Below are 16666 nucleotides of genomic sequence, written 5' to 3' on the forward strand. Positions count from 1 at the left end.
TTAAATCTAACCTATAGGTCACCCCCTCTTTACAACCGACCTTGCCCACCACTTACGCTTTCTCCCGTCTACTCAATCAATCGCAACGGGTGAAAGTACACCATGAGTAAAGTTCAGGAAGTCAAAGAAGCTGCAAAGCGCAACATTGATACCCGCATTGTGGTATCTGCCGTTGTAGCTACGGTGCTGATCGGTGTGGGTATCTACGCCATGAAACGCTTTGGCGGCAAGGCCGGTAAAGCAGCCGCAGAAATCGTGAAGGGTGGCAAATAATGCGTAAGTTCTGGAAACCTATGCTGCCCTTCGATATTTCCAACGAAGAGCAGAAAGCTACCGTGAAAATCACCGGTGGCCCTACCTATCACCGTGTTCATCTGATCACCAATGCGACACATGACAAGATTCGTCGTGTGCGTTTGCTGAATCACGGTGTTGAGAAACAGAGCTGGAAAGGTTCGCAGCTGCTGTATCTGCAGAAGTACCTGGGCAGCTTTGTTGATGATGCCGCAACGCTGACCGGTGAAACCGCTAACCGTGTGATCATTCCGTTCTCTGAAATGGAGTGCCGCACGGATGAAGGTCAGGACTTCACCGAGCTTGTTACCAGTCCAGCCGATAGCTGGGTTCTGGAAATTGAGTTTGCAGGTGTCGCAGAAATTGCAGTTAAAGGCCGTGCCGAGCGCTCCAGCGCCTTTATCACTCTGCCGGATAATTCCCAGCATAAGAAAGTCCGCACACAGATGCGTCGTGCGCAGACGCTGCAAATGCAGGCCCACGCGCTGGGTGAAAACATCTATGCCGATTTCCCTCAGAGTGCGGGCCGTCGAATTCGTCGCATGTTTTTTGAGTGCGCGGATATTGAACGAATCATCGTGCAGCGTGATGGCACCGACATTATCGAAATTTCTGATTCCGATAATAAATACGATCAGTTGGAAGCCAACCGAAAGCCGCAGCCGGGCATCTTCTGCTTCGATCCACTGGTTAACGGTTTCGGCAAGATGGATCTGTTCCGCACCATGTCAGCGGATACCGAACTGCAGTTCAAAGTGTATATCCGCCATGACGCGACAAAGCCGCCCGGTGTCATTCCGGTGCTGGTGGACTACGTGGAAGTTGAACAGCAGTAAACCGGGGGAGCGGGAATGTTTGATTTAGGCGAGTTCGGCGGAAACGTCATGGATCAGTTCGGACGGTTAACGGAAGGGCTGGTTGAGCGCGAAGTTGATCGTCATTTGGGCGTTGATGCCAACGATTCAGTCTCAAGCAACCCCGAAACATTTAAGCAGCCGAACCACGGTGAAGACGGTGACGGTACGGGCCTGCATTCAGGCCCAACCCCTGATCCACAGCTGCAGCCACCCAAACAGGATAAAACGCTGGTCTATGCCGGTATTGCGCTGGGGGCTCTGGCTGTTGTGGGTGTCATGCTGGTTCTTGTTAAGGGGAAATAGATGATTCCGGGTATTTCAACGGGTGGCGGGGGCTTTGCTGCAGACTGGGGAAGTACTGCCAGTAACCAGGGCGGTACTAATAGCTTGGGCGGTTTTAGCTTTGGTGATTACAACCCGCCCCCTGCGGTTAAGGCGGCATCTGCCAGCAGTTTGGGTGTGCCTCTGCTAATTGGTGGCGGGGTGCTGGTCGTAGGTCTGTTACTGGTACTGGCGGTGAAGAAATGAAGATTACAGCACTGAACTGGACCGCGCAGACAGACCGGGACATTGCTCAGGCGGCAGGTGCAGACCTGCCCCTGATCAGGGATCAGGTTAAAGCGGGTGAGGCAGATCTCTATCGTCTTGAATCTGATCAGACCGATTTACTGGTTGTGGCCCGTGGTGAATCAACCGTAACGGGCAAAGAGCTTGTGATTGTCTGTGTTCAGGGTCGGGGCATGAAAGATGCGGGGCCTGCTTTGATTGAGGCTGCTAAACAGCAAGAGTTTGAAAGCATCCGCTATCACTGTGAAAACCCAGCAGTACAACGACTGTATCAGCGTTATGGCTTTGCAGGCTATGAAGCAGAACGGGTTTATAAGATCGAGGTAGGCGGGTGATATGGGCAGTAAGTCGAAATCAAGTAATAAGACCTATAACAACATCGAGAACACCAATCTTCAGGGGATTAACGGGCAAAACGTGATTGCCGGTGATGGCAACCGGGTTACCAATATTTCTACAGATCACGGGGCCACGGCAGAGGCTGGGGCCACGGCCCGCACAGCGATTTATGCCAGTGCTGCTAATACCTCTCAGCTACTGGATACCGCAGGGGGGATGTTTGAGCGATCCAGCGAAACCGCACGGGAAACCCTCAACACCGCTGAAAATATGGCGGAAAACTCAATTTATCGGAGTTTGAGTTTTGCCAATGCCAGCCAGGAACAGACCAACAAGGTGTTATCCCAGGCCATGAAGCAAGCCGAATCTGCCAGCATGGGCGCAATGCAGGCTCAGGCGACACTTTCTGAAAAAGCGATGGCGAACGCTGCCAGCCTTGCAGAACAGACCGCGAACAACGGTCAGGCGATTGTGGCGAACAGTATGACCAAAATCATGTATGCGCTGGCAGGGGTGACCGGTTTGGTTGTCATTGTGGTGTTGTTTAAGGGGAAGAAATAATGCGTCAGGCTTTTTCTCTGACTGCGGGTATTTCGCAGGATCGGGCGGCAGGCGGGCATTTTATTGCCGCATCCCGGGTTAGTGGTTTTGTCACGGTAACAACAAACACCGGACGCGTATATCAGCTGGAATCCGGAAATGTGGTTTATCCGGATGGCGGTTATCAGTCCCTGTCTGTTGAAAGCAATACAGATCAACAGGTTGTGCTGTTGTGCGGTTATGGTCGGTTTGAACAGGTTGCCGAGAAAGTAGAAGCCATCATTTCAGGTATCGTTAAGACGGAAATGATCAACGAAATTAGTGCAAAGATTGATAGTGCTGTTGATGTTTCTGGTTCGCGTGTCGAGGTCATCAATCAGCTAGCCGCAGAAATCGTAGGCTTGGTGGATGTATCGGGGTCTGAAATTGGTATTTCTGGCCTGGTCGATGTTACCGGCTCTGACGTGGGTATTTCGGGTGCTGTTGATGTGTCGGGTTCCCAGGTCGAAATCCTAAACCAGATCACAGCAGCTATTGCCGGAAATGTGGCGGTCACTCAGGCCGGGGCATGGTCGGCAGAAGTGACTAACACCGTGCAGACCAAAGAGCTTTTAGCGTCATCAGTAACCGAGCATCCGCAAGCCACATTGACCAATGCCGGTGATAGTTCATCTCTGGCAGTCAATGCTAATCGTCGTGATGCGGTGGTGATCGCACCGGACACCAACACCGGGGCGCTAACCGTTACGGGTGGGCACACGTTATCAGCTGGCCAACGGGTAACGCTGGAGCGTTTTACAGGTATGGTTAATGCCACTGCAGATACCGCAGGGGACAAAGTTCAATTTATTGAGTGGGTACGATAGTGAACAGCTTGTTGGCCGTTGGGGATCAGTCTGTTTTGGGTGACCTGAAACAGCTTGCAAGTGCTGTATCAGGTACTGTACCGGTTTCAGTTGCTTATCAGACCGATGTAACCGCAAAGGTGTTAAGCCCAGAAAATGGGGTTGTTAAAGGGTTTGTTCACCACGTAACGCCACTGCGTCCGGATGATGGCGGGCTGTTCATTATCGATATGCCCGGCGTTGTCATCAGCGTTGATTCAGAGCCGTATTTTGAAGCGGAAGCACTGGCAGCAACGATCTACCTTGATCTGGATACCAAGGCAGATCGATCTCAAGACATGCCGCCTTCAACCAATGATCTGAATTTCTATGAAGACATTCGTGAAGGCTGGGGCAATCGTGCTTTCAATGAAAGTAACGAATACATCTACACCTGCTATGTGAATTCAGAAGGCTTTGTAACTCTGCGCTGGATGTTCTGGCCAGGTGTTTATAAGTGGCTTAGTTATTTAACGGTTCGCCAGTTGGGGGGCAGGGCTTATCAGAAAGATGGTTTTAAAGCCGTGTTTTCTGATCGGCACACACTCTGAATATGAAGAGAATCATTCTGTTAGCCTTTGTCGGGCTGGGAGCTTTACTGATGACAAATCGTCAACGCTGGACACCACCAGCTGCAGCAGAACCTTATCTGCCGGAAATTATGAAAGCTGAATATCAGCACGGTATGCCTCAGTACCTGATGGCCCGCTTGCTGTATCAGGAAAGCCGATACCGTCGTGACATCATCACCGGTGAGACAAAAAGCCGTGCAGGAGCAACGGGTATTGCTCAGATCATCCCGCGATGGCATCCGGAAGCGAAACCGCTCGATCCTGTCCACAGCATTCACTATGCCGCCAACTATCTGGCACAGCTGCGTAATCAGTTTGGCGACTGGGAAACTGCTTTGGCTGCTTACAACTGGGGGCCGGGTAATGTGAGAAAAGCTCAGCGTAACCACGGGGATGAGTGGTTGGCATCGGCACCACTGGAAACCCGTAACTATGTTTCCCAGATTTGGGGCGATGTGGCGTGATATGGGCTTACTCAACAACAAACAGTTTGCCACCCTTCTGGTGTTGGCTGGCTTTGGCGCTTACTGGCTCTATCGCAAATCTACCCAGTTGGTAGACGCCACAGCTGAACACGTAGAAGACAGCCTGTCATGGTGGGGCTATCAAATCGAAAAAGCCGGTGATGCAGTGGAAAGCATCGGAATGGATGCCTTCGATAAAAAACACCGCCACGTAAACAAGCTCATGAATGACGCCCAATACGCCAGGTGGAAGAACGCTGTATTAACTGGCCTGCTACCAGAACCGGAGTATGACTGATGAAACACGCCATGATAGGCGCAGCCCTTGGCGCTGCAGTGGGAGTGTTGGCCGTGAGCTTTATGGTTCGCAGAGCCGCCGCTGCAACTGGGGAATCGTCACCTAAAACACTTTGGATGTAGTCGGTGAGCACTCAAACAAGCAATAACCTGAATAGCATCATGTTGGCCGTGTTACTGGGCGTCATGGGCTGGAACACTGTCACGTTGCAGGGCATTACAACGGTGCTGCCCGTGATGGATTACAGAATTGAACAGCTGGAGAAAAAGACGTGAAAAAGATCAACTGGAAAAAGTGGGCCCTTCGAGGCGTAGTCGTCTGCGTACTGGGTGCGGTAGGCGTAGAAAATACCGAGTTGGGTTTTACCATTGCGGATGCAGTTAGTGGCCTGATTTAATAAATCCTAGGCACAAAAAAAAGCCACCTTTGCGGGTGGCTTTTTTGTGTCTCCGTCATACTGTGTGGAAAGTATGTGGAGAGTTTTTCTGTTAACTTGCTTAAAACTTCAAGCAAATCAACGACTTGATTGGTGGAGGTGGGGGGAGTCGAACCCCCGTCCGCCAGTCCTCTGCCATCGGCTCTACATGCTTAGTTTCGTCTTTTAGTTTAACGCTTGGCACTCCAACGAACAGGATTACCTAGCGCGAGTCTCTAAAAGTTTTAGAAGCGCGGTCTGAGACGGACGTTGCTTCGAGCCTGTTTCGCGGGCTCATACCTCGTCTAGAAGATACAGGCATCTTCCGTCTGAGGGAGCAGCATTAAGCTGCTAGAGCGTAGTTTTCGTCGTTTGCGACTATTAAATTGTAACGCTGGATTTACGAGATACGTTACCCTCTCGACATGCACCTCAGGGTTTGAAACCGGCGTCGAAGCCATGTCACCCCCAAAGAAGTCGGGCATTCTAACAGAGTTGCCCTGGGTTTGCCTAATTATCAGGCGGTGGCTAACTTAGCCTGCGTGTTCGCGCACAATACGCTGTTTCTGACGACCCCAGTCACGGTCTTTTTCCGTGGCACGTTTGTCGTGCAGTTTCTTACCGGTTACCAGTGCGATCTCGCATTTAACTTTGTTGTTTTTCCAGTACAGCGCCAGAGGTACACAGGTGTGGCCTTTTTGCTGAGTGGCAGCAAAGATCTTTGCGATCTCTTTCTTATGCAGTAAGAGCTTACGGTTGCGGGTTGGTTCCGCAAGTATGTGGGTTGATACGCTGATTAAAGGGGTGATATGCGCCCCCATCAACCAGACTTCACCTTTGTGCATGATGACATAGCCCTCTGTGATCTGGACTTTACCGGCACGCAGGCTTTTCACTTCCCAACCAGCCAGAGACAAGCCCGCCTCGAACTTTTCATTGACATGAAATTCGTGACGCGCGCGCTTATTCAGGGCGATGGTTGGACTGGTAGATTTTGCTTTCTGTTTCTTAGCCATAGCGAGCATTATAAATCCAAGTCAGGCAAAGGGCTATCAGGCGAAACCGTTAAAAATCAAAATCATGCTACAATTCTGCTTTTAAGTGGGCAGCGGTACCGACGGCTGTCTGTTTTTGCTACTGATTTGACCTTTTTTACACTGCTCTGGGTTTTCTGGGGCAGGGTCAAGACGATGAAAGCGAGAGTGTCATAAATGACAACTGTGACCCGAAGCGCGCTGGTTATGCATTCTGCCCGTGAGATGTACGATCTGGTAAATGACTGCGAGTCCTACCCTAAATTTTTGCCCTGGTGCAGCAACGCGACCCTGATAGAGTCTTCAGAGGTGCATATGGTTGGTAAGCTGGAGATTGCGAAGGCGGGTATTAAGCACAGTTTTACCACCCGAAATACGCTGGAAGCACCACATCATATTCACTTGCAGTTGGTTGATGGGCCATTTAAAAAGCTGGAAGGTGACTGGAAATTTGAAGCCCTGTCGGAAGAGGCCTGCAAGGTCACTCTGACCATGGAGTTTGAGTTTGCCGGCAAGCTGCTTAGTATGGCGCTCGGTGGGGTCTTTAATCAGGCGGCCAATACGATGGTTGAGGCATTCTGTAAGCGGGCGGATGAGGTCTATGGTCGATAATATGGATGCTAAGCAGATTCGGGTAGAGGTGGTTTACGCTCTGCCAAAAGAGCAGAGAGTTGTTGAGTTGTTTGTGCCGGAAGGCACGACGGTTTTGCAGGCTGCCGAGAAGTCTGGTTTGGATAAGCACTATCCGGAGATTGATCTTGTGACAGCATCGCTGGGTGTTTTCAGTAAGATATCGAAGAAACCCGCTGAGCAGGTGTTGAGGGAAAATGATCGTGTAGAGATCTATCGGGCGCTGGTTGCTGATCCTAAGAAGGTGCGTGCTAAACGGGCGGCTAAACAGAAGAAAGACTGATTCTTTTCAGCCGGGCCGGATGGCTTTAAAAACTGACAAAAAATGGCCCGATGGGATCTCTCCCATCGGGCCATTTGTTATTCGGTAAACTGTTACGGTGTTCGGGTTATCTCCGCCAGGCGATTGTTTTCGAACCTGAGAGAGACACGCTGTTGGGTGACTTCATCCCGAGGAGATTTTGACCAATAGATGTAATCCCAGCGATTCTGATTCAGGCTGGACGGGGTCAGTGGGTTGCCCATGACAAAGGCGACCTGTTCCCGCGTGAGACCGGGTTGAAGTTGATTGATCATCTCGTCGGTCATTACCTGACCTTGCTGAAGTTCCTTTTTATAGACACCTGGGAAAATACAGCCGGAAAGTGTGACTATCGACGAAAAGATGACTAAAATGATCAGTCTTTGCATATGAGAATATCTTTCACCTTGTTGTGCAAGTCTGGGATAATACCGGAAATTAGCACCGACTGCGAAGCGAGACCGAAAAAACATGGCAGATGAAAATCAGGAACTGAAAAAAGCAGGCCTAAAAGTAACCCTACCGCGCATTAAGATTCTTCAACTGCTGGAAAGTGCCGATGCACACCATATGAGCGCTGAAGATGTTTATAAAGCGTTGTTGGAGGCCGGAGAAGATGTAGGTCTTGCTACTGTGTATCGTGTGTTGACTCAGTTTGAGTCTGCAGGTCTTGTGGTTCGCCATAACTTTGATGGTGGCCATGCGGTATTTGAGTTGGCAAAAGATGAACACCATGATCACATCGTTTGTGTAGATAGTGGTGAGGTGATTGAGTTCTTTGACCCTGAAATTGAGCGTCGTCAGCATGAGATTGTCGCTGAGCACGGTTATGAGCTGGTGGACCACTCTCTGGTGCTCTACGTGCGAAAGAAAGACAGCTGATAAGCTGCCTTTACAATACCCGCACTGTTAAAAAGCCTGCTTCCTTAAGAAGAAAGCAGGCTTCTGCTCAGCGTTGCTGTTGCTTTAGTTGCGGGCTCTCAGCAGTGGCGACAGCACAAGCCCTGCGTACAAGCCTGCACCAACGGCTACCGCCAGCAGTGCTAGGATATCGGTGGTGGTCTGTACATAACTGAGCTGTGACAGTGTTAATGTCGGAGCCAGCAGAGCGGCAGCGATGCCGATACTGAGACTCAGGCCGTATACCAGCCCCGGCACCCTGCCCTTCTTGCCTCGCCCGGCCCATTGTGCGGCCATCAATAAAACCGCCAGCAATAGCAGCAACGGCCAGTAAGGCTGAAGGCTGTATATGATAATGGTGAGTACACCTGAAAACGTCATAATCGGGCTCCCTATACCTGGCCGTTCAGCATGGCGTAGTACGCCGGTTGCAGCATCTTTTCTTTCATTACCCAGACTGCCCACGACTCTTCTGTCGGATCGATAAAGGAGAAAGAGGGCATGAGTTCACCGCCATAACCAAACTCAGCCAGTATTGCTTTGCCGACAGAAGTGATCAGTGGGCATGACGTGTAGCCATCATATGCAGCGGTTAGCGGACGATCGGCCAGATAGTTGAGAATGTTGGTCTCAGCAACCGGAGCTTGTTTCTTTACACTGGCTGCGGTCTTGCCAAAGGGGGTGCCGATCACATCGCCGACACCGAAAATTTCGGGATAGCGACGATGTTGAAGACTGTACTGATCGATCTCCAGCCACTGATGAGCCATGCCGCCTTCCTGCCAGGCCAGTTCACTGTGGCGGATCGCATCGGGCGCACTCATTGGTGGCACCACATGGATAAAGTCATAGGCTTCCTGCTGACGCTGGCCATCTGTTGTTGTGAAGGTGGCTTTTTTGGCTTCAGCATCAATCGCGGTCAGTACGCGCTGATCATGAAATCCTACTTTTTGCTCCTGCCAGCGGTTAAGAACAAAATCGTTGTAAACCGGTACGGAGAAAACTTTGTTCGGGTATGGCGTGAAGAAATCGACCTGAAAGTTATCCCTTCTGTCGGTATCTTCCAGTCGGGAAAGTGTAGTGAAAGTCATTTTCAGCGGTGCCCCGGCACATTTGATCGGGGTATTGCTCAGGGTAAAGATCGCGCGACCCTCGCCAGCGTCGATCAGGGATTCAATCTGGCGGTTGGTTGCTGTAGCGGCTTCCGCACCGGCGTAGACACTGCCGATTCCCTTTTGTCCGACCAGATCCGGACTCATACCTTCAATATCGGCGTAGTTGAGCTGGCAACCGGTGGCGATCACCAGTAGGTCATACTGGATCATCTGTCCGTCTTCCAGCCTGACGGCACGTTTATCCGGAAAGAACTCCGCGGCATCTGATGGAATCCAGTGGGCCGCAGAGGGTAGCCAGTCCTGCGTAGGGGTGATCACCTGTTCTGCAGTCCAAAGCCCTGAGGCAACCAGGGTGTAACCTGGCTGGTAGTGATGCTTTGGTCGCTTGCCCGCGATGGTGATGCGAGCACCGGATAGCGCATTATTCAGACGGTTGGCCATGGCGGTTCCGGCTGCTCCGGCCCCCAGAATCAAAATCCGGGCCTGAGTTTTTTGCCGGGCAAAGGCAATACCAAAGGGTAGGGCTGAAGCTGCAGCGGTGCCCAGTCCCCATTTAATAAATTGCCGACGCTTGGGGTTGTGGGTGCGGTGTTTCAATGGGGGCATTGTAGCTCCTCCGTTGACGTTTATATTTTATTTAGTTATATCTTTATAAGAATTTGTTTTAATAGATTTAGATTATGGAAGCTTGAATCGAAATCGCAAGCTTTCCGCTTAGTCATTTTGTCGCACCTGCTACTGGGTGCGGCGCGCTACAAGAGGTTGAGTATGAAAAACATACTGGCAGCTCTGGCTGTCGTTTCGTCATCATTGGTATTTTCGGGTGGGTTGCAGGCGTCTGAATTAGGACTGACGCCTGTTCAGGCCTATGAGATGAATAAGGATGTGAGTGCCCCGGTTCTGTTGATCGATGTGCGTGATCCGGTCGAAATCATGTTTGTCGGTTTTACCGATGAGGTGGATCTGAATATTCCTTACCTGATGGTGGATCGGTCACAGTGGGATGAGCAGAAGAAACGTTTCCGTTTGTACCGTAATCCGGATTTTGCTGCCCAGGTAGAACAGGCGTTACAGACTCGCGGGTTGGATAAGAATGCAACGGTGATTACTATGTGTCGTTCCGGCAGTGAGCGCGGCCTGCCTAGTGCCGCATATCTACGGGAGATGGGGTTTAAAAATGCTCACTACGTGGTGAACGGTTTTCAGGGCGGTTCACTGAAAGACGGTGAGCACAAGGGGATGCGGATTAAGAACGGCTGGCAGAACTCAGGCTTGCCGTGGGGCAGCAAGCCTAATCCGGATAAAATCTATCGTATCGATCGCTGAGGCTATCGGATGGGCTTCTAAGGTAATCATTAGAAAGCGTCGTGTCGACAGCCGTCAGGCCTGCGCTTTCTCTTTGCTTATTGCCAGCATCTCAGCAGCGTGAGCCAATGTTTGTTCGGTCAGATCGACACCGCCGAGCATTCGGGCCAGCTCTGTGGTTCTGTCCGGATCCGCCAGCCAGTTCATTTGAGACTTTGTGGTGTCTTTGGTGCTGTGCTTGCTGATATGCAGGTGTTGGTCGCCTTGTGCCGCGACCTGAGGCAAGTGAGTCACGGACAGAATCTGACCTTTCTTCGCCAGATTATGCAGTAGTTTGCCGACAATCTCGGCAGTGCCGCCACTGATACCGACATCCACCTCATCAAAGACCAGTGTCGGGATGGTCGATGTCTGGGCGGTGACCACCTGAATGGCGAGACTGATTCGCGACAGTTCACCACCGGATGCGATCTTGATCATCGGCTTAGCTGGCTGGCCGGGGTTGGTACTGATCAGAAATTCCACATCATCGGTGCCGGTGGGCTGGAAGCTTTCACTGTTCTTAATTGCGACCTCAAAACGGGCGTTGCTCATGCCTAGCTGAGCCAGCTGTTCATTGATGCTCTTGTTCAGTTTCTGACCAAAGCGATGGCGCTTCTGATTCAGTTTTGCGGCATGTTCACGGTATTGGGTGGTCAGGGTATCCAGCTGTTCTGCCAGCTGGTCGATGTTTTGTGGGCCGCTTTCGATATTGTCCAGTTCATCACGCAGGGCAAGGCTGTGGCTGTACAGCTCTTCCGGCGTGATGTGGTGTTTCCGGGCAAGCTGGTAAATAGCAGAAAGACGTTCTTCGACAAACTGCAGGCGTTCCGGGTCAAGTTCACAGCGTTCTATAAAGAAGCTGAGTTCCCGGGAGGCTTCTTCCACCTGAATCAGGGCGTCGTTCAGCATCTGGCCGATATCCCCAAGGCGCGGGTCCTGAGAGGGAATCTGACTGAGTCGCTGGCAGGCGTGGTTCAGTGCCTGGCGGGCTCCGCCATCATCGCCATCGCAAAGATCCAAAGTCGCCTGACCTTCAGATATCAGGGTTTCGGCATTCGCCAGTTCCTGCTGTTCATTTTCCAGTTCCTGCAGCTCGCCTTCCTGTAGACCCAGTTGTTCCAGTTCTTCCACCTGATAGCGCAACAGCTCAAGGCGTGCCTGCTGTTCGCTGTCCTGGGTTTTCAGTTGTTCCAGCTGTTTACGAACCTGCTGCCACTCTTTGTAGATGAGGCGCTGCTTATCGACTTCCGATGTCAGATGACCAAATTCATCCAGCAGTACCAGATGGGTTTCCTTTCGCAGCAGAGATTGGTGTTCGTGCTGTCCATGGATATCAATCAGGTGGCTACCCAGCTGTTTCAGCTGTTGGGCGGAGCAGGGCTGGCCGTTGATCCAGGCTTTGGAGCGACCATTGGCATGGATTACCCGGCGGAGTACGCACTCGCATTCATGGTCATCATCGGTCAGTTCCTGATTCTCAAGCCAGTGTTTTGCCTGAGTAAGGGCGGTGATATCAAAGTGTGCATGAATCTCTGCTTTGGCGGCACTGTGCCGTACGCTGTCAGCATCAGCACGATCCCCAAGGGCCAGACCCAGAGCATCCAGCAGAATCGATTTGCCAGCACCGGTTTCACCGGTGATCACGGTCATACCGGGAGGAAGATCCAGTTCAAGATGTTCAACAATAGCCAGATTGGTGATCGCTAAATAGGTCAGCATCAATGCATCCTCGCGCCGGTCGTTTCTGCCGGTAATAAAAAGACGTTTCAGGTCTCGCTGTTCAGGCGTTGCTTGAGAAAATATTGTCTTAGCAATTGTGGTCGCTAAAACGAACATGGCTATTTATACAGTATTTTTACGGCAAGGGGCAAATGCTGTGAATCACCTGAGTAGCCGTATTCATGCTGCTTGAGGCGTAGCGGAACCCGCTTTAGTCGCTTTTTTTAATCAAAAACACCGTTTATAGGGAATTAGCCCTGAAAAAGGGTTGAAAAAAAAGCGGCTAACCCAATATAGCCAAGCAATTGGTGATAACAGATCTGAAGCGAGAGATACAGACGCAATGACTACTGAAGAGCAGAAAAAGACCGCACAGGAAGAGCTGGATCAGGCTCAGCAGACCGCCGAAGAAGCGCAGGCTGCTCAGGAGAATCTTGTTGAAGGTGATCTGGTAGATGACGCCGCAGAGTCTGATGCTGCTGCCAGCGAAGTAGCTGCCCTTGAGGAGCAGCTGGCACAGGCTAAAGATCAGGTATTGCGTGCTCATGCGGATGCTCAGAATGCCCGCCGTCGAGCAGAGCAGGATGTGGAGAAAGCGCACAAGTTTGCGTTGGAGAAGTTCACTAAAGAGCTGCTGCCGGTATTGGACAGTCTTGAGCGTGCCGTCGAAGCCTTTGATCAGAATGAAACACCGGAAGCCTTGCGCGAAGGTGTTGAAATGACCCTGAGTATGTTTGTCAGCACCTTGGGTAAATTCAATGTTGAGCAGCTGAACCCGCAGGGCGAGCCGTTTGATCCGCAGTTCCATGAAGCGATGTCTATGGTGCCTAATCCGGAAGTAGAGCCGAATACCGTGATTGCAGTTATGCAGAAAGGTTACCTGCTGAATGGTCGCCTGGTTCGCCCGGCAATGGTAATGGTTTCTAAGGCTGCATAGCGCTTTATAAATCTGCAAAAAAATTAAATGGCAGGCCTTGAAAGAAAATGTAAAGGCCGCATATAGCAGTTAAATGCAAAGAAAAGTGGCGAAAAGCGCAGCTAAAGCCGCTAAGTCTACAGAATTAGATTGAAAGATCGGAGAAGATTATGGGCCGTATTATTGGTATTGACTTAGGTACAACCAACTCTTGTGTTGCTGTAATGGATGGTGAAAAAGCTAAGGTGATCGAGAACGCTGAAGGCGATCGCACCACTCCATCGATTATCGCATTTACTGAGGATAACGAGATTCTGGTTGGTCAGTCGGCTAAACGTCAGGCTGTGACTAACCCGAACAACACTCTGTTCGCTGTTAAGCGTCTGATTGGTCGTCGGTTTGAAGACGATGTTGTACAGAAAGACATCAAAATGGTGCCTTACTCCATCGTTAAAGCGGACAACGGTGACGCTTGGGTTGAAGTAAAAGGCGACAAGAAAGCGCCACCACAGATCTCTGCAGAAGTTCTGAAGAAAATGAAGAAAACTGCAGAAGACTACCTGGGTGAAGAAGTGACTGAAGCGGTCATTACTGTTCCTGCATACTTCAACGACTCTCAGCGTCAGGCGACTAAAGACGCCGGCAAGATCGCAGGTCTGGACGTAAAACGTATCATCAACGAACCAACCGCTGCTGCACTGGCATACGGTATGGACAAAGCCCGTGGTGACCGCACTGTAGCGGTATACGATCTGGGTGGTGGTACTTTCGATATCTCTATCATCGAAATCGCTGAGGTAGACGGCGAGCACCAGTTCGAAGTACTGGCGACTAACGGTGACACCTTCCTGGGTGGTGAGGATTTCGACCTGGCAGTCATCAACTATCTGGCAGACGAGTTCAAGAAAGAGTCCGGTATCGATCTGCACAACGATCCTCTGGCACTGCAGCGTCTGAAAGAAGCCGGTGAGAAAGCGAAGATCGAACTGTCCAGCAGCCAGCAGACTGACGTTAACCTGCCGTACATCACTGCAGACGCGACCGGTCCTAAGCACCTGAACGTAAAACTGACCCGTGCGAAGCTGGAGTCTCTGGTTGAGGATCTGGTACAGCGCTCTCTTGCGCCATGTGAAATCGCTCTGAAAGATGCTGGCCTGTCCACGTCTGAGATCGACGACGTAATCCTGGTGGGCGGTCAGACCCGTATGCCTCAGGTTCAGGCGAAAGTTGCTGAGTTCTTCGGTAAAGAGCCACGTAAAGATGTTAACCCTGACGAAGCGGTAGCCATCGGTGCGTCTATTCAGGGTGGTGTACTGGCCGGTGACGTTAAAGACGTTCTGCTGCTGGACGTAACCCCTCTGACTCTGGGTATCGAAACTATGGGTGGCGTTGCGACTCCGGTTATCGATAAGAACACCACGATTCCGACTAAGAAATCTCAGGTGTTCTCAACCGCTGACGACAATCAGACTGCGGTAACTATTCACGTGGTTCAGGGTGAGCGTAAGCAGGCGACTCAGAACAAATCTCTGGGCCGTTTCGATCTGGCTGATATCCCACCGGCTCCACGCGGTGTACCACAGATCGAAGTAACCTTCGACATCGACGCGAACGGTATTCTGAACGTAAGCGCGAAAGACAAGGCGACCGGTAAAGAGCAATCCATCGTGATTAAAGCATCTTCCGGTCTGTCGGATGATGAGGTAGAGCAGATGGTTCAGGACGCAGAAGCTAACGCTGAAGCGGATAAGAAGTTCGAAGAGCTGGTACAAACCCGTAACCAGGGTGACACCATGCTGCACGCTACCAAGAAAACTCTGGAAGAAGCGGGCGACAAAGCCACTGCTGAAGAAAAAGAGAAGATCGAAGCGGCGATCAAAGATCTGGAAGAAGCGCTGAAAGGCGATGACGCAGAAGAGATCAAAGCTAAGACTAACGCTCTGACTGAAGCATCCGGTGAGCTGGCGCAGAAACTGTACGCCGAGCAAGCTGCTGAAGCACAGCAGGGTGAAGGTAGCCAGCAGGCAGATGCACAGGGTTCTGCTAAAGCAGACGACGTGGTAGATGCTGAGTTTGAAGAAGTGAAAGACGACAAAAAATAAGTCGCCTTAAGCTAAGGAATGCAGGAACGCGGGAGACTCTCCCGCGTTCTTGTATCCGAACCTTTTTCAGACCCTTCCCTCTTTCATAACCTATGGTTAGCTAGCAATGTCAAAGCGTGATTATTACGAAGTTCTGGGTGTTTCCAAGAGCGATGATGAGAAGGCTATTAAAAAGGCTTATCGTCGTCTGGCGATGAAATACCACCCGGACCGTAACCCGGATGATGAAGAAGCAGCGGAAAAATTCCGTGAAGCAACCGAGGCTTACGATGTACTGACCAGCGCAGATAAGCGTGCGGCCTACGACCAGTATGGTCATGCGGGTGTTGATGGTCAGGCCGGCTACGGTGGTGGCGGCTTCGGCGGCGGTGCCGGTGGTTTCGGTGATATTTTTGGCGATGTATTCGGCGATATCTTTGGTGGCGGCGGTGGTCGTCAGCATGATCCGAATGCACCGCAGCGTGGTTCCGACCTGCGTTATCGTCTGGATCTGAATCTGGAAGAAGCGGTACATGGCACCACGGTCAGCATTAAAGTGCCGACGTTGGTTGAGTGTGATTCCTGTGACGGAACCGGCTCTGCAGATAACTCTGCGCCTGTCACCTGTTCCACCTGTGGTGGTCACGGTCAGGTACGTATGCAGCAGGGCTTCTTCTCAGTGCAGCAGACCTGCCCAACCTGTCACGGTCGAGGTACGCAGATTAAAAACCCATGCCGTAAGTGCCATGGCGATGGTCGTGTTCAGGAACAGAAAACCCTGTCCGTTAAGATTCCGCCGGGTGTTGATACCGGTGATCGTATCCGCCTGTCCGGTGAGGGCGAAGCGGGTGCTAATGGTGGTCCGGCGGGCGATCTCTATGTTCAGGTCAGTGTGCGTCAGCATGCGATTTTTGAGCGTGATGGTCGTGATCTGTACTGCGAGGTGCCGGTATCCTTTGTTGATGCGGCTTTAGGCGGTGAGCTGGAAGTGCCGACGCTGGATGGCCGTGTAAACCTGAAGATCCCTGCGGAAACTCAGACCGGTAAGATGTTCCGTCTGCGCGGTAAGGGCGTTAAGCCGGTTCGCGGTGGTGCTCAGGGCGATCTGATGTGTAAGGTTCTGGTGGAAACGCCGGTGAATCTGACCGATCGCCAAAAAGAGCTGCTGAAGGAATTTCAGGGCAGTATGGAAGATACCGAAGGCCGCCATTCACCCAAAACCAATAGCTGGTTTGATTCGGTGAAAAAGTTCTTTGAAGACTTCAAGAGCTAAGCGTTAGAATCAGCCTTCAGCAGGAAGCGATGCCCGTTAAGCGATAGCCATCTGTTACCACTTGTTGGGCCGCTTCCTGTTTTTATTTCTGAATCATTAAACCGTTTTTGGCTTGGTGAT

The 16666-nt window shown here is 51.3% G+C and carries 25 protein-coding genes and 1 other RNA gene; 20 read left to right on the forward strand and 6 right to left on the reverse strand.

The window, feature by feature from the left end:
* The first annotated feature begins 102 nt into the window (after positions 1-102).
* From AC4GL5_RS08215 to AC4GL5_RS08275, 13 genes are read left to right on the forward strand one after another with little or no spacing between them, the layout of a single operon-like run.
* Positions 103-273: a hypothetical protein gene (locus AC4GL5_RS08215; protein WP_490382295.1), complete on the forward strand. Its 171-nt coding sequence runs from the start codon at positions 103-105 to the stop codon at positions 271-273.
* Positions 273-1130 carry a major capsid protein P2 gene (locus AC4GL5_RS08220; protein ID WP_490382296.1) on the forward strand — a complete coding sequence of 286 codons (858 nt, stop codon included), beginning with the start codon at positions 273-275 and terminating at the stop codon, positions 1128-1130. Before AC4GL5_RS08215 ends, AC4GL5_RS08220 begins: the two co-directional genes overlap by 1 nt.
* 15 nt (positions 1131-1145) lie before the next feature.
* On the forward strand, positions 1146-1454 hold the full coding sequence (locus AC4GL5_RS08225) for a hypothetical protein (protein WP_490382297.1): 309 nt from the start codon (positions 1146-1148) through the stop codon (positions 1452-1454).
* Positions 1455-1679: a hypothetical protein gene (locus tag AC4GL5_RS08230; RefSeq protein ID WP_490382298.1), complete on the forward strand. Its 225-nt coding sequence runs from the start codon at positions 1455-1457 to the stop codon at positions 1677-1679.
* Complete coding sequence (locus AC4GL5_RS08235; RefSeq protein ID WP_490382299.1) at positions 1676-2053, forward strand: hypothetical protein; 378 nt, start codon at positions 1676-1678, stop codon at positions 2051-2053. The genes AC4GL5_RS08230 and AC4GL5_RS08235 overlap by 4 nt, the downstream gene beginning before the upstream one ends.
* 1 nt (position 2054) lies before the next feature.
* Positions 2055-2618 (forward strand): hypothetical protein, encoded by a 564-nt coding sequence (locus tag AC4GL5_RS08240; protein ID WP_490382300.1) that lies wholly within the window; start codon positions 2055-2057, stop codon positions 2616-2618.
* Positions 2618-3463, forward strand: coding sequence for a hypothetical protein (locus tag AC4GL5_RS08245; RefSeq protein ID WP_490382301.1), 846 nt, complete (start codon positions 2618-2620; stop codon positions 3461-3463). The genes AC4GL5_RS08240 and AC4GL5_RS08245 overlap by 1 nt, the downstream gene beginning before the upstream one ends.
* A complete protein-coding gene (locus tag AC4GL5_RS08250) occupies positions 3463-4032 on the forward strand; it encodes a hypothetical protein (protein ID WP_490382302.1) in 570 nt (189 codons plus the stop codon). The genes AC4GL5_RS08245 and AC4GL5_RS08250 overlap by 1 nt, the downstream gene beginning before the upstream one ends.
* Before the next feature lie 50 nt (positions 4033-4082).
* Positions 4083-4517 carry a lytic transglycosylase domain-containing protein gene (locus AC4GL5_RS08255; protein WP_490382303.1) on the forward strand — a complete coding sequence of 145 codons (435 nt, stop codon included), beginning with the start codon at positions 4083-4085 and terminating at the stop codon, positions 4515-4517.
* The gene (locus tag AC4GL5_RS08260) at positions 4486-4815 is read left to right on the forward strand and encodes a hypothetical protein (protein WP_490382304.1); all 330 of its coding nucleotides are present in this window, start codon (positions 4486-4488) and stop codon (positions 4813-4815) included. Before AC4GL5_RS08255 ends, AC4GL5_RS08260 begins: the two co-directional genes overlap by 32 nt.
* Positions 4815-4937, forward strand: coding sequence for a hypothetical protein (locus tag AC4GL5_RS08265; protein ID WP_490382305.1), 123 nt, complete (start codon positions 4815-4817; stop codon positions 4935-4937). The genes AC4GL5_RS08260 and AC4GL5_RS08265 overlap by 1 nt, the downstream gene beginning before the upstream one ends.
* A gap of 3 nt (positions 4938-4940) precedes the next feature.
* The gene (locus AC4GL5_RS08270) at positions 4941-5090 is read left to right on the forward strand and encodes a hypothetical protein (protein WP_490382306.1); all 150 of its coding nucleotides are present in this window, start codon (positions 4941-4943) and stop codon (positions 5088-5090) included.
* A complete protein-coding gene (locus tag AC4GL5_RS08275; protein ID WP_490382307.1) occupies positions 5087-5212 on the forward strand; it encodes a hypothetical protein in 126 nt (41 codons plus the stop codon). The genes AC4GL5_RS08270 and AC4GL5_RS08275 overlap by 4 nt, the downstream gene beginning before the upstream one ends.
* A gap of 130 nt (positions 5213-5342) precedes the next feature.
* Here AC4GL5_RS08275 and ssrA read toward each other — a convergent pair.
* Together ssrA and smpB are read right to left on the reverse strand one after the other, a co-directional pair.
* Positions 5343-5700, reverse strand: a transfer-messenger RNA (tmRNA) gene (gene ssrA, locus AC4GL5_RS08280).
* Positions 5701-5763: 63 nt separating this feature from the next.
* A complete protein-coding gene (gene smpB / locus AC4GL5_RS08285) occupies positions 5764-6246 on the reverse strand; it encodes an SsrA-binding protein SmpB (RefSeq protein ID WP_490382308.1) in 483 nt (160 codons plus the stop codon).
* 195 nt (positions 6247-6441) lie between these two features.
* Between smpB and AC4GL5_RS08290 the strand changes: the two genes are divergently transcribed.
* Together AC4GL5_RS08290 and AC4GL5_RS08295 are read left to right on the forward strand one after the other, a co-directional pair.
* Entirely contained in the window at positions 6442-6876 is a 435-nt protein-coding gene (locus AC4GL5_RS08290) for a type II toxin-antitoxin system RatA family toxin (RefSeq protein WP_490382309.1), read from the forward strand.
* Positions 6866-7177 carry an RnfH family protein gene (locus tag AC4GL5_RS08295; protein WP_490382310.1) on the forward strand — a complete coding sequence of 104 codons (312 nt, stop codon included), beginning with the start codon at positions 6866-6868 and terminating at the stop codon, positions 7175-7177. Before AC4GL5_RS08290 ends, AC4GL5_RS08295 begins: the two co-directional genes overlap by 11 nt.
* A gap of 92 nt (positions 7178-7269) precedes the next feature.
* On the opposite strand, the gene AC4GL5_RS08300 is transcribed toward AC4GL5_RS08295, so the two are convergent.
* On the reverse strand, positions 7270-7584 hold the full coding sequence (locus tag AC4GL5_RS08300) for an outer membrane protein assembly factor BamE (protein WP_490382311.1): 315 nt from the start codon (positions 7582-7584) through the stop codon (positions 7270-7272).
* Positions 7585-7666: 82 nt separating this feature from the next.
* Between AC4GL5_RS08300 and fur the strand changes: the two genes are divergently transcribed.
* Positions 7667-8077, forward strand: coding sequence for a ferric iron uptake transcriptional regulator (fur, locus tag AC4GL5_RS08305; protein ID WP_490382312.1), 411 nt, complete (start codon positions 7667-7669; stop codon positions 8075-8077).
* 84 nt (positions 8078-8161) lie between these two features.
* Here fur and AC4GL5_RS08310 read toward each other — a convergent pair whose 3' ends face one another.
* Together AC4GL5_RS08310 and AC4GL5_RS08315 are read right to left on the reverse strand one after the other, a co-directional pair.
* Complete coding sequence (locus AC4GL5_RS08310) at positions 8162-8476, reverse strand: hypothetical protein (RefSeq protein ID WP_490382313.1); 315 nt, start codon at positions 8474-8476, stop codon at positions 8162-8164.
* An 11-nt stretch (positions 8477-8487) separates the two neighbouring features.
* Positions 8488-9816 carry an NAD(P)/FAD-dependent oxidoreductase gene (locus tag AC4GL5_RS08315; protein WP_490382314.1) on the reverse strand — a complete coding sequence of 443 codons (1329 nt, stop codon included), beginning with the start codon at positions 9814-9816 and terminating at the stop codon, positions 8488-8490.
* 162 nt (positions 9817-9978) lie between these two features.
* Here AC4GL5_RS08315 and AC4GL5_RS08320 point away from each other — a divergent pair, with 162 nt between their 5' ends.
* On the forward strand, positions 9979-10536 hold the full coding sequence (locus tag AC4GL5_RS08320) for a rhodanese-like domain-containing protein (RefSeq protein ID WP_490382315.1): 558 nt from the start codon (positions 9979-9981) through the stop codon (positions 10534-10536).
* A 54-nt stretch (positions 10537-10590) separates the two neighbouring features.
* Here the strand turns inward: AC4GL5_RS08320 and recN are convergent, their stop codons facing one another.
* The gene (recN, locus tag AC4GL5_RS08325) at positions 10591-12276 is read right to left on the reverse strand and encodes a DNA repair protein RecN (RefSeq protein WP_490382316.1); all 1686 of its coding nucleotides are present in this window, start codon (positions 12274-12276) and stop codon (positions 10591-10593) included.
* Between the two features lie 343 nt (positions 12277-12619).
* On the opposite strand from recN, the gene grpE reads away from it, so the two are divergent.
* From grpE to dnaJ, 3 genes are all read left to right on the forward strand, one after another.
* Entirely contained in the window at positions 12620-13213 is a 594-nt protein-coding gene (gene grpE, locus AC4GL5_RS08330; RefSeq protein WP_490382317.1) for a nucleotide exchange factor GrpE, read from the forward strand.
* Between the two features lie 149 nt (positions 13214-13362).
* Positions 13363-15294 (forward strand): molecular chaperone DnaK, encoded by a 1932-nt coding sequence (gene dnaK, locus AC4GL5_RS08335; RefSeq protein WP_490382318.1) that lies wholly within the window; start codon positions 13363-13365, stop codon positions 15292-15294.
* A 106-nt stretch (positions 15295-15400) separates the two neighbouring features.
* Positions 15401-16546 carry a molecular chaperone DnaJ gene (dnaJ, locus tag AC4GL5_RS08340; protein WP_490382319.1) on the forward strand — a complete coding sequence of 382 codons (1146 nt, stop codon included), beginning with the start codon at positions 15401-15403 and terminating at the stop codon, positions 16544-16546.
* Positions 16547-16666 lie beyond the last annotated feature (120 nt).

The sequence above is a fragment of the Oceanospirillum sp. genome, from assembly GCF_982874595.1.